Origin of the sequence: Pseudomonas sp. Leaf15 (genome assembly GCF_001421425.1) — a bacterium.
Lineage (GTDB): Bacteria > Pseudomonadota > Gammaproteobacteria > Pseudomonadales > Pseudomonadaceae > Aquipseudomonas > Aquipseudomonas salomonii.
This window is the reverse complement of sequence record NZ_LMKI01000015.1, coordinates 96817-110511: the sequence shown is the minus strand read 5'-3', so window position 1 is coordinate 110511 and position 13695 is coordinate 96817. Positions and strand designations below refer to the sequence as shown.

Annotated in this window: 3 protein-coding genes; 2 read left to right on the top strand and 1 reads right to left on the bottom strand. The window is 61.4% G+C overall.

Translation table 11 applies throughout. The features are described from left to right. Positions 1-145: 145 nt before the first annotated feature. Positions 146-7399 carry an NEL-type E3 ubiquitin ligase domain-containing protein gene (locus ASE80_RS14210; RefSeq protein WP_082463620.1) on the top strand — a complete coding sequence of 2418 codons (7254 nt, stop codon included), beginning with the start codon at positions 146-148 and terminating at the stop codon, positions 7397-7399. 40 nt (positions 7400-7439) lie between these two features. Here the strand turns inward: ASE80_RS14210 and metH are convergent, their stop codons facing one another. Further along, positions 7440-11150 (bottom strand): methionine synthase, encoded by a 3711-nt coding sequence (gene metH / locus ASE80_RS14205; protein ID WP_056859473.1) that lies wholly within the window; start codon positions 11148-11150, stop codon positions 7440-7442. A 165-nt stretch (positions 11151-11315) separates the two neighbouring features. On the opposite strand from metH, the gene ASE80_RS14200 reads away from it, so the two are divergent. Then, positions 11316-13607 (top strand): fatty acid cis/trans isomerase, encoded by a 2292-nt coding sequence (locus tag ASE80_RS14200; RefSeq protein ID WP_056859472.1) that lies wholly within the window; start codon positions 11316-11318, stop codon positions 13605-13607. Positions 13608-13695 lie beyond the last annotated feature (88 nt).

Genomic DNA, 13695 nt, shown 5'->3' with positions numbered 1-13695 from the left:
GTTGATCGGTAAGCCGTAGCTAAACGAATTTGCGTGCCGTCCAGGCGTTACAGAGATACCGCCGCCTGTGGCCGCGCCGCATATGCACCGCCCGGCAAGGCGGGCGCCGTGATGTGCTGTCAGTCCATTTCAAAGGAGTGACACGATGGCCGATCCAACCCTGCCTTCCTCGCCCGCTGTGCCGATCAGCGACACCACCGAGCATCTGAAACCCGAGGCCACACAGAGCCTGCACGGCGACTTTCTGGAGCAAGCCAGCCCGCGCTGGCTGATCGATGCACCGCCCGCCCGCAAGCAGGCACTCAAGGACGCCGGGACGCAGATGCCTGCCTGGCTGCAGCAAGCGACTCCCGTGCAGCGCAAAGCCGTGGCGAGCCACTTTCTCGAAAGCTTCACCGCCCAGACGCAGCTGGACAAAAGCATGTCCACCTTCCAGGACCTCGATGACTTCGCCCGGCCCTTGCTGCTCAAGGCGTTGAAGGATCAATACCAACTGGAAGTCGACGTCGACACCACCCTGTTGTGCCTGCGCCGCGCGCTGGCGGTGGGTATTGCAGAGGTCGAGGTGGCGGATTTCGAGGTTTTGAAGCTGTCGATGCTCGACGCGGCCTTGCACAACTTCGAAGCCTACGAGTGCGAGGAGGGCGCCTATCACAAGACCTCTGGGTTTGTGGTGGCGACCAGCACCCCCGGCACTTACCATTCGGTGACGGTCAACCTGAAGGTCAGTCAATTTCTGGGCCTGTGCCGCAGCCTGGATATCGGCGCGAAGTACCAGGCCTATCTACAGGCGTTTTTCTACCCGCAGGACGCCACGGTGCAAGCCACGTTGCGCGATCATTTCATCGCCAACCAGAAAGCGGCATTGAGGGCGGCCGCCGAGCAGGCGCTGCTGACAGGGGATATCGAGGCCGCCGACCACCGCATGCTCTTGTCGGTGATCAATGGTGAAATTCACCCGTGGATGGGCGAGCAGCAAGTCTGGTTCAGGACCTTGGGCCTGATGCGGCTGCGGATGACCGGTTGCATGGTCTTTCTGATCTGCAAAAAATACAGCTACCCCGACGAACTGATCATTTACATACCCCAGGACCCGGAGCATCCGCTCAAGCGCTACCGCTGGCGCGAAATGGAAGCCGAGTTCAAGCGCCTGTTCACTGCCCGCGAGCCTGGCAAGGCAAAAGACCCGTCACCGACGCCGTACCAGAAATTCTTCAGCCGCTTTGTGCCCTTCGAAAAAAGAGCCTTCTACTTCAGCCAGTTCACCCGAAAGGCGGCCGATTCGCCTACGGACATTTGGCGTTCGCCGTGGCGCAGAATTGTCGAGTTCACCACCCCGCACTTCATCACTGGCATCAAGGAATTACCGCCCGAGAAGCCGGCCAACCTTGAGCCCAATGACGAGCCTTTCCTCGAACCCTCGACGCGCCAACGGCGTGGCAAAGGCATCTGGGCGGCGAATATCGACCCCTGGCAGTACTTCTACGAGCAACACCGCGAGCAGCTGTTTGCCGACGCGCGCGCCCACGCAGTGCCCACGGCAGATGTCGACACCAAGGCCCGCGACGCCAAGCTCGCGCATCTGCTGGAAGTCGGCCTGTTGGGCTTGAACCTGGCCTCGATGTTCGTCCCGGTGCTGGGCGAAGCCATGATGGTGGTGATGGCTGGGCAACTGCTCTACGAAACCCTGGAGGGCGCAATCGAGTGGGGCGAGGGTGACCGCCAGGCCGCCAAGGCGCACCTGATCGACGTCGCCGAAAACCTCGCGCAGATTGCCCTGATGGCCGCTGTGGGCGCCGCCGTTGGCCGCTGGCAGGCAGCGCCGGCGACGCCTGTGATTGAGGCGTTGAGCCCGGTGACACGCGCGGATGGACAGGTGCGCCTGTGGCGACCGGGCCTGGGCGGTTATGAAGCCCCGGTGACCCTCGGGCAGGATCTGCACCCCAATGCCCTGGGGCAGTACGTGAAGGACGGCAAGACCTACATTCGCGAAGGCACTCAGGTCTACGAGCAATACTTTGATGAGTCGATCCGCCAATGGCGGATCAGGCACCCCACCGACGCCGAGGCCTACCAGCCGATTCTGCAGCACAACGGCCACGGCGCCTGGCAGCATACGCTGGAGCGCCCGCTGAGCTGGGATCGCCTGACGCTGTTGCGGCGCATGGGGCATGAAACGCAAGGGTTCACCGACCAGGAGCTGCTGAAGATCGCGGACGTCAGTGGCGTCAGTGACAACACCCTGCGCAAGATGCACGCCGATCACACCCCCGTGCCGCCCGAACTGGCGGACGCGATGCGCCTGTTCAAAGCGGATGCGCACGCGGCGCGGGTGATTGAACAGCTTGAAGGCAAAAAGCCGATCGATGACCTGTATCTGTACGCCTTGCCGCTGATCGTGGAAATGCCCGGATGGCCGCGTGGCAGGGTGCTGGAAGTGTTCGAAGGGGCCGGGTACGTTGGGCCGTCAGTCAAATATGGCGCCAGTGGAGTCCTCAAGGGTGCCAAGACCCAACCGGTGATCCAACTGGGCCGCGCCGATATGCTCGGCGGTGAAGTGCCCGCGCGCATTCTGCAGTCACTGGATGAGTCAGAGACAGATCAGTTGCTCGGCACCCACGCGGGCTGGGACAACGCGGCGAGGAAGGCGGCGTTCAACCAGCAACTGGTCGATTATGCCCGCCAGCGCCGGCCGGCGATTTTCGACAGCCTCTACGGCGGCACTGAAGCGGTGGGCATACGTGTCCGTCGACTGCAACGCACCTGCCCAGGGCTCAGCGAGGCGGCGGCGCGCACCGTGCTCGATCACGCCGCTGCCAACGAGCTGGAGCGGTTCGACGCAACCTTGCGCGTGCCTTTGAACATGCTTGAGGAAGCCCGCTGGTATGCCCGCCAAGGGCGCCTGGCGCGTGCCTACGCAGGGCTGCGCAGCGAGGTGATTGCGCCGGCGGACAGTCGCCGGCTGGCATTGCATACCTTGCAGACCCTGCCCGGTTGGCCGGACACATTGCGCCTGGAAGTGCGCAGCACCAACACCCGCGGGACGTTGCTTGACAGTATTGGTGCCGAAGACGCTGCGCAGAAAAAGTACCTGGTCAAACAGGGCCCGAGTTACCAGGCATTCGATGAACGCGAGGAAGCCCTCAACAGCCTGGCAGCGGACGGTGACAATTTTTTCGCTTCGCTGATGCATGCCTTGCCCGATGAGGCTCGCCAGAGCCTGGGCGTACCGCACGTCAGCCAGCACGCCGCCCTGCAACGCAAACTCATCGAGCAAGCCGACACCCAGCGCATGGCCGCGTCGGGTTGGCTCGAACCCGACACGCCATGGCTCAAGCCGCCGGTACGGGTCGGCGACACACTGGTGGGCTATTACGCCAGTGGGCGTGCGCCGAGTGTCAGCCCGACGCTCGCGCACCAGATACGCAGGATCTACCCTGACCTCAAGCCCGAGCAGATCAGTGCTTTTATGCTTGAACAGGTACGCGCAGGCAAAAATGCCAGGGCCATTGTCGAGCACCTCAAAGCGCTTATGACTGAACGTACGGAGCTGCACGCGACGATCGACCACTGGGTCCATCATTCACCTGCGCTCCAGCGTCAAGGCAACTTCGTGGCCGGGGAAACACTCAAGCGCAGTTGGCGAAGGGCATGCCTGGTCGGCCACGAAGCCGATGCCGATGTATTGGCATTGAACCTCACTGACCCATTACCGCCACTGACCGCAAACTTTGCCTATGTGCGTGAGTTGACGGTCAATGGCACGGCCCTGCACGACGGCAATGTGGATGTCTTTTTGGCGCAGTTTCCCAAGGTCGAAAGGCTCACGCTACAGGTGCCTTATTCCCCGGCAGTTGAATCTGCCGGGGGCTTGCGACTGACCAACGTGCCAGTGACACTCGAGCAACTGCAAGGGCTCAAGCACCTGTCGATGCACTTCGGTGCCCATCGACTGTCCGCGCAACTGCCGTCGCGGCTGGCCGCACTGACTCGCCTTGAACGGCTGGAAGTCAGCTACTACGGCTACCAGAGTGAGGTCCTTGCAAGCCTGGATTTAGCCCGCTTGCAACGCTTGCAAAGGCTGAAAATCATCGCACCCATTGTGACGTTGTCATGGCCTGCCTATGCCCAGAAGCTTGCGCTGCTTGAGCGTCTGGATTTGTCGAGAACCACCATTGATGCACTTCCCGATGAGCTGTACACCGGGCATGAGCGGCTATGGAGCGGGCTGTCGCTGGACTGGTCGACGTTCAGCTACGAGGCGTTCAAGCCGGCCTACGAGCACGTCAAGCACTACGCTGGGCCGTTCGGGCCGCACCTGGCTAATCTGGACGAGATGGTCAGGGGGTTCGCCCGTGGCGAACTGGGACTGCTGATGGGGGAGCGGAATATAGCGTATCGCATGACGGACGCGGTCATGGGCCTGTGGAACAGCCCCCATACCCGCATGAACGCTATAGAAGCCTTGCGTGCGGAGCACAGCGGCATCTTCGGCCAGTTCTATCGGCCGAGCCGTTTACCGGGCTTCAAGAATCGGTTCCGGGTCGAACGCTGGAGGACCGGGTATAACGCGGTGATCCTGCAGGCCCTGGAAGACAGCTGGAGTGGGGCGGTGAGCCGACGTTATGGCCTGGCGGTCGACCGCGATGTTGCGCTGTTGCAGTTGCCCGACCTCACCGCGCCCTCGGCAGCCGCGCTGATGCTGGAAAAAATCCGTGAGTTGCCGGTGTTGCCGGCCGGTACGTTCGCCCACGTGAAAACCTTGAAAGTGAAGTGGCTCGAAGGTGTGCCGGCAACTCAGGTCGGCGGCTTTCTGCAGGCTTTCAGTGGCGTGCAAACCCTTGAACTGCGCTTGAGCCAACTGACCGAAGTGCCGGTCGCAGCCAGCACGATGCCGGCGTTGACGCACCTGGATCTGTCCGATAACCACATTGTGGTGACGCCGGCGGTGCAGGCTCAATTCAACGGCCTGACCAACCTCCAAGTGCTGATTCTGCAGAATAATCGCCTGGGCAGCCTCGACGTCAGCGCGCTGAGCCAACTGACGGCCCTGAACCTGCGGGAAACCCTGCTGCAGGCGTGGCCGGCGGGCGCCGAAAACCTTGCGCAGTTGCACAGTCTGGATCTACGTGACAACCAGTTGATCCGCCTTGCGCCAGGCGCGCTCAATCACCCGGATGTGTTGATGCGCACCGAGCTGGCGGGCAACCCGTTAAGTGTTGACGGCCAGGCGGCGCTGAGTGCTGCGCGGCAGCGGATCGAGCAGGTCAAAGGGTTGCCCGAGGGCGCATTGAGTCGGTTCGCGCTGGGGCAGGAGCCCTGGATGTTTCCCCCTGAGCAGACCGCCGATTCGATAGCGGCCCATTTACTGCCGTTGCTCCAGAGTGCCGACGGCCTTGAGGGCGCCGCAGGGTTTGCCGAACGCATACAGCGATTAAGCCCAACCATGACCGATGAGCAAGCCTGGGAACGGGTCACTTCATTGCGTGATGCGACCCTGGAAGACGCAGAAATCGATGCACAGATCAGTCATTGGTATCAGGTGCATGAGGCACTCACGCGAACATTGAATGGCTGGTTATTCAGGCGCCCTATGGGTTTTTCAGACCGGCTTCTCACCTTGGAAGATCGAAAGGTGGCGGCAATGCGTATCCGCAATGCCTGGGCGGAGTATACCGCGAGGGGGTATAGCCTCGATCAGGGTGAAGAGTTGGACTTGCAGGGGCTGCAAACCGGCGATCTGCCTGCACTCGCCGTGCCGTTTCCCCATGTGCGTCGCCTGAATCTGACCGGGGTCAAGCTGACTGCCGAGGGCAGCAACAGCTTTCTGACCGCCTTCCCTCAGTTGCGCCATTTAATCCTCAGTGGTAACCCGTTGACGGCACTGCCCGAAGCTGTACAGCACATGAGCGAGCTTGAAAAGCTGGTATTGGCGTCCAACGCGTTTACGCACATGCCCGCTTTACCGGTGCAACTGAGTGAGCGCCTGCTTTGGCTGGACTTGAGCCACAATTCCCTGCAGGTGTTTGATGCGCGAGCATTCAGCCGTCTGCAGACACTGGACTTGAGTTACAACAGCCTTTCAAGTTGGCCCGAGGGTGTGCTGGGCAGCGAATCGCTGAGCAGGCTGAACCTGAGCGGCAATGCGCTGGAATCCTTGCCGCCAACGCTGCTGAGCGGTGAGTACGACGCCTTGGTATCAGCTACGGATGTGTCGGATAACCGAAACTTGACGGCGCAAACCCTTGAGCAAATGCGCAATTACGCCCGGGCGCAGGGGGTGGATGAAGTCATGGGGGTTTCGCGAGCCGAACTCGATCGCGCGCACAGACGCCACCACGAAGGACCCGACACCGATTCGGACGCAGGTTCCGACGCGGGTGCACATTCGGATTCGGATTCAGACGGTAATGACAGTGATCCTGACGCCGCCTACTCGCCACCGGAAAGTCTGGAAAATCCGCAACTGCATGTCGCACCGTTGGCGCTGGAGCCCTGGCTTGCCAATACCGCTGCAGCACTTTCGACACAACGAACGGCCCTGTGGAACCAACTGGCGCAGGCGCAAAATCATGAGCGTTTTTTTCATTTGATTTCGCAGCTGCGCCTGACCTCCGAATTCGACCTCAACCGCGCCAGCCTCACACAGCGGGTGTGGGACGTTGTGGCAGGCGCGGCGGAAAACGCCGAGCTGCGCGGCACCCTGTTCGTTGAAGCCGAAACCCATGGCACCTGTATCGACGGCCGGATCCTGACCTTCAGCGAGATGGAAGTGCGGGTCTTCGAATACCGCGCCCTGCGCGACATTCCGCAACAACGGCTCGACCTCAGAGGGCGGGCGTTGCTGGACCTGTCGCGGCAATTATTTCGCTTGAGCAACGTCGATCAACGGGCAGAGGCCGCCGCCGTAGGCCTGGACCGCGCCGAAGTGCGCCTGAGTTATCGGATCGGCTTGACCCGTGGCTGGCCCGACGGGCTTGAATTGCCTGGGCAGCCGAGCTACATGGCCTTTGCAAACCCGATCAGCGCAGAGGTGCAGGCGCGGGTTCGCACACAAATGCTGGCGGCCGAACGCACCGATGATTTTGTCGAAAGCCTGATTCAGCGAGAGTATTGGCTACGTTACCTGGAGACGCGTTACCCGGAGCAGTTCGACGCCCTTGAGCGCGAACTGGCCAGCCGTCATGAAGCCCTGGAGGATGAGCACAGCGATCGTGCGGATGCGCAGAGTACCGCGCGTTATGACGACGCCATAGGCCAGCTGGAAGTCGAGCGGGGCGCCGCCCGCACTCAGAAACGCATGGAACTGTCCCGCACCGAGATACAACGGCTGACGGGCACGGAGCCTGCCGAGCCGGCGCCGTCCTCACCGCAGCCTGGGCCCTCCTGGCGCCCGTGAGTCGGCGCTGAGGGCGCGCCGACTCTATGGGTGCCTGACCTCAGTTGTCATAACCCAGGTTCGGCGCCAGCCAGCGCTCCGTCACGCTGAGGTCCTGGCCTTTGCGCGCGGTGTAGCTCGCCACCTGGTCTTTGTCGATCTTGCCCACGGCAAAGTACTGCGCCTGCGGGTGGGCGAAGTACCAGCCGCTGACCGCTGCCGCCGGGAACATCGCGTAGTGCTCGGTCAGGAACACGCCGCTGCGCCCGGCGTGCATTTCGCGGGCCTCGGGGTCCAGCAGCTGGAACAACTGGGCTTTTTCGGTGTGGTCCGGGCACGCCGGGTAGCCTGGGGCAGGGCGGATGCCGCTGTATTGCTCTTTGATCAGCGCCTCGTTATCCAGCTGTTCGTCCTGGGCGTAACCCCAGTGTTCCTTACGCACTTGCTGGTGCAGCCATTCGGCGCAAGCCTCGGCCAGGCGGTCGGCCAGGGCCTTGACCATGATCGAGTTGTAGTCGTCGCCAGCGTCCTGATAGGCCTTGGCGACTTCTTCGGCACCGATGCCGGCGGTGGTGATAAAGCCACCGATATAGTCGGTCACGCCGCTGTCTTTAGGCGCAACGAAGTCGGCCAGGGAGAAGTTCGGCTTGCCGTCGGTCTTGATGATCTGCTGGCGCAGGTGGTGCAGCTTGGCAATCGGCTGGCCATCGTCGCCGTAGACTTCCAGGTCATCGTCCTGCACCTGGTTGCTCGGCCAGAAACCGAACACGGCGCGGGCGCTGATGAGCTTTTCGTCGATCAGCTTGTTGAGCATTTCCTGGGCATCGGCGTACAGCGCAGTGGCGGCTTCACCGACCACTTCGTCTTCAAGGATGCGCGGGAACTTGCCGGCCAGGTCCCAGGAGATAAAGAACGGCGTCCAGTCGATGTATTCGGCCAGCACCCGCAGATCGATATTGTCCAGCACCCTGGCGCCGGTAAACGTCGGTTTGACCGGGGTGTAGCTGCTCCAGTCGAACTGCGGCTTCTTGGCGATGGCGGCCGGGTAGCTCAGGCGCTCGGTGCGCGCACTGCGGTTGGCGGTGCGCTCGCGTACGTCGATGTATTCCAGGCGGGTTTTTTCGACAAAACCGGCTTTCAGTTCCTTGGACAGCAACTGCGTGGCCACACCCACGGCACGCGAGGCGTCGGTGACGTAGATCACCGCATCGTTGCTGTACTTGGGCTCGATTTTCACCGCCGTGTGCGCCTTGGAGGTGGTCGCGCCACCGATCATCAAGGGCAGGTGGAAGTCCTGGCGCTGCATCTCGCGGGCCACGTGCACCATTTCATCCAGGGACGGCGTGATCAGGCCGGACAGGCCAATGATGTCGCACTTCTGTTCCTTGGCCACCTGCAGGATTTTTTCCGCAGGCACCATTACACCCAGGTCCACGATGTCATAGCCGTTGCAACCGAGCACCACGCCGACAATGTTCTTGCCGATGTCATGCACGTCGCCTTTTACCGTGGCCATCAGGATCTTGCCTTTGGCTTCTGGTTTGTCGCCTTTTTCCAGCTCGATAAACGGGATCAAGTGGGCCACGGCCTGCTTCATCACGCGGGCGGACTTCACCACCTGAGGCAGGAACATCTTGCCGGCGCCAAACAGGTCGCCGACGATGTTCATGCCGGACATCAGCGGGCCTTCGATCACTTCGATCGGGCGTGCGAACGACTGCCGGGATTCTTCGGTGTCTTCGACGATATGGGTGGTGATGCCCTTGACCAGCGCGTGTTCCAGGCGCTTGTTGACGTCCCAGCCGCGCCATTCCTCGGTTTCGGCTTCCTTGACGCTGCCGTCGCCCTTGTACTTGTCGGCAATCGCCAGCAGGGCATCGGTGCCTTCCGGCGTGCGGTTAAGCACCACGTCTTCCACCGCGTCACGCAACTCGGCCGGGATCTGGTCGTAGATCTCCAGCTGGCCGGCGTTGACGATACCCATGGTCAGGCCGTTGCGGATCGCATACAGCAGGAACACCGAGTGGATCGCCTCACGCACCGGGTTGTTGCCGCGGAACGAGAACGACACGTTGGACACGCCACCGGAGGTCAGCGCATACGGCAGCTCGTCGCGGATATAGGCACAGGCGTTGATGAAATCGACGGCGTAGTTGTTGTGCTCTTCGATGCCGGTGGCGACCGCGAAGATGTTCGGGTCGAAGATGATGTCTTCCGGCGGGAAGCCGACTTCATTCACGAGGATGTCGTAGGAGCGTTTGCAGATCTCTTTTTTACGCGCTTCGGTGTCGGCCTGGCCGGCTTCGTCGAAGGCCATCACCACCACCGCCGCGCCGTAGCGCTTGCACAGTTTGGCGTGGTGAATGAACTGCTCGACGCCTTCCTTCATGCTGATCGAGTTGACGATGCCCTTGCCCTGGATGCACTTGAGGCCGGCTTCGATCACTTCCCACTTGGAGGAGTCGATCATGATCGGTACGCGGGAGATATCGGGCTCGCCGGCAATCAGATTGAGGAAGGTGACCATGGCCTTCTTCGAATCGAGCATGCCCTCGTCCATGTTGATGTCGATCACCTGCGCGCCGGCTTCCACCTGCTGCAGGGCGACTTCCAGGGCTTCGGTGTAGTTGTCTTCACGGATCAGACGGGCGAACTTGGCGGAACCGGTGATGTTGGTGCGCTCGCCGACGTTGACGAACAACGAGCTGCGATCAATGGTGAACGGCTCCAGGCCCGACAAGCGGCAGGCCTTGGGAATGTCCGGAATTTGGCGCGGCGCATACCCGGCCACCGCCTTGGCGATGGCCTCAATGTGGCCCGGCGTGGTGCCGCAGCAACCGCCGACGATGTTGAGGAAACCGCTCTGGGCGAACTCTTCGATGACCTTGGCGGTTTGTGACGGCAGTTCGTCGTACTCGCCGAACTCGTTGGGCAGGCCGGCGTTCGGGTGCGCCGACACATGGGTGTTGGCCTTGTTCGACAGTTCTTCCAGGTACGGGCGCAGTTCGCTGGCGCCCAAGGCGCAGTTGAGGCCCACCGAAATCGGCTTGGCGTGCGCCACCGAGTTCCAGAACGCTTCGGTGGTCTGGCCCGACAGGGTACGGCCGGAGGCGTCGGTGATGGTGCCGGAGATCATGATCGGCAGTTCGACGTTCAATTCCTCGAACACGCCTTGCACGGCGAAGATCGCGGCCTTGGCGTTGAGCGTGTCGAAGATGGTCTCGATCAGGATCAGGTCGGCGCCGCCTTCGATCAGGCCTTTGGTGGCCTCGGTGTAGTTTTCCACCAGTTCATCGAAGGTCACGTTGCGGTAGCCGGGGTTGTTCACATCCGGTGAAAGCGAGCAGGTGCGGCTGGTCGGGCCAAGCACGCCGGCGACGAACCGCGGCTTGGCCGGGTTCTCCAGGGTCTTGGCATCGGCGACCTTGCGTGCCAGACGTGCGCCTTCTACGTTCAGTTCATAGGCCAGTTCTTCCATGCCGTAATCGGCCATGGAGATGCGCGTGGCGTTGAAGGTGTTGGTTTCCAGAATGTCGGCGCCGGCATCCAGGTAGGCCTTTTCGATGCCGCCGATCACGTCCGGGCGGGTGAGAATCAGCAGGTCGTTATTGCCTTTGACGTCACTGGGCCAGTCAGCAAAGCGTTTGCCGCGATAATCCTGCTCTTCGAGCTTGTAGCTCTGGATCATCGTGCCCATACCGCCGTCGAGGATCAGGATTCGGTCCTTGAGGGCTTGATGAAGGGCTTGCAGACGAACGCTACGGTCGGACATGGGGCTACTCTGGTCAGGCATTTCGGAGGGCGTGAATCATAACAAACCTGTGCCGATTTAGAGCATGTCGTGGTTTTGCATGAATATCGTTCATGTTGGAGTGGGCCTTGGCCCGGTAGACTCGCCGGCACTTATTAGCGCACGCATTGAATCGGGACCGGATACATGTCACTTCGTCTACTCACCAGCGCCGTCCTGGCACTGGTCGCCTGCATTGCACAGGCCAACGGACCCGCCCCGGCGATTTCCTATACCCGCGACATCCAGCCGATCTTCACCGAAAAATGCGTGGCCTGCCATGCCTGCTACGACTCCGCGTGCCAATTGAACCTGGGCAGCGCCGAGGGCGCGGCCCGTGGTGCAAGCAAAACCCCGGTGTATGACGGCGAGCGCAGCCAGGCTACGTCGACCACGCGTTTGTTCTACGACGCCTTCGGCAAGCAGGCCTGGCAGCAAAAAGGCTTTTATTCGGTACTCGACGCCCAAGGCAGCCAGGCCGCATTGATGGCGCGCATGCTGGAGCTGGGGCATAACGCGCCGCTGCAACCCAATGCCAAGTTGCCCGATGAGATTGTGTTGGGCCTCAACCGGCAAAACCTGTGCGCCATGCCCGGCGAGTTCAATGCCTACGCCGGCAGCCATCCCAAGGAAGGCATGCCGCTGGCGGTCACCGGTTTGACCGACCAGCAATACCAGACTCTACAGCGCTGGCTTGCCTCCGGTGCGCCGATTGACGAGCAAGGCCTGGCGCCAAGTGCCAGGGAAGCCCTGCAAGTGCAGCAGTGGGAAAACCTGTTCAACCAGCCCGGCGCCCGCGAAAGCCTGGTGGCTCGCTGGTTGTACGAGCATTTATACCTGGCGCATATCTACTTCGAAAACGGTGAGCCGGGGCATTTCTTCCAGTGGGTGCGTTCGCGCACGCCAAGTGGCCAGCCCATCGACCTGATCGCCACCCGTCGCCCCAATGATGATCCCGGCACCCAGGTGTATTACCGCCTGTGGCCGGTGCAGGGCGTGATCGTGCATAAAACCCACATCACTTACCCGTTCAGCGCGGCGAAAATGGCGCGGATCAAAGACCTGTTCTATTCCGGCGACTGGCAGGTGAGTGCCTTGCCGGGCTATGGCCCTGGTCGTCGTGCCAACCCGTTCGAGACCTTCGAAGCCATCCCGGCCAAGGCCCGCTACCAGTTCATGCTCGATAACGCCGAGTATTTTGTGCGCACCTTTATACGCGGGCCGGTCTGCCGTGGGCAGATCGCCACGGACGTGATCCGCGACAACTTCTGGACCCTGTTCCAGGACCCGGACCACGACCTGTACATCACCGATGCACGCTATCGCGGCCAGGCCACGCCGCTGCTGGCGATGCCGGGGCAGAACGATGACGTGGGCAGCGTGCTCAGCCTGTGGCTGGCCTATCGCGACAAGCGCAACCAGTACGAAGCCTTGCGCCGAGACAGCTACGCGGACGTGCCGCCGCCGAGCTGGTCGACCTTGTGGGCGGGGAATGACAATGCCTTGCTGACGATTTTCCGGCATTTCGACAGTGCTGCGGTGACCAAAGGCTTGATTGGCGAAGTACCGCAGACGATGTGGTTGTTCGACTATCCGCTGCTGGAGCGCACCTATTACCAGTTGGCAGTGAATTTCGATGTGTTCGGCAATGTGTCGCACCAGGCCCAGACCCGGCTGTATTTCGACCTGATCCGCAACGGCGCCGAGCAGAACTTCCTGCGCCTGATGCCGGCCGATACCCGCGATGACTTTATGGATGACTGGTACCAGAACAGCGGCAAGCTCAAGCTGTGGCTGGACTACGAGGCGATTGACGACGACAAGCCAAGCGGCTTGCATCTGGATGAAAAAGACCCGAAACGTGACTTTGCCAACCAGTTATTGACGCGCTACGGCAATTTGAATGCCAGCCCGGATCCGATCAACCGTTGCACGGGGGCTTATTGCTCGCGGGACGGTATCGACCCGGGGTTGCAGGACGTGGAGCAGGCATTGAGCCGGCTGACATCGCGCCCGGCGGCGGGGCTCAAGGTGATTGATCAGTTGCCTGAGGCGACCATGCTGCGTATCGAGACCGCCAGCGGCAAGCGCGTGGTTTACAGCCTGCTGCGTAACCGCGCGCACAGCAATGTGGCGTTCCTGCTGGGCGAGGCTTATCGCTATCAGCCGGGGTTGGATACGGTGACGATCTATCCGGGTGTGCTTAGCAGCTATCCGAACTTCATCTTCAACCTCCCGGCGCAGGAAGTGCCGGCGTTTGTGGCGGCCATGGAAAACGCCAAGGATGCCAAGCGGTTCGAGAAGATTGTTGATCGGTGGGGTGTGCGGCGCAGTCATCCGCTGTTCTGGCAATACTTTCACGACCTGTCGCAGTACATCCGCGAGACGACGCCGGTGGAAGAGGGTGTGCTGGATATGAATCGCTATGAAAACCTTTGATGAGGGGGGTGGGTCTTTTCCGACAAAATTACTCGGACTTTGTACCTGCGTAATATTTTGGCGTAAACTGCCGGCAAGCCTGTGAGGA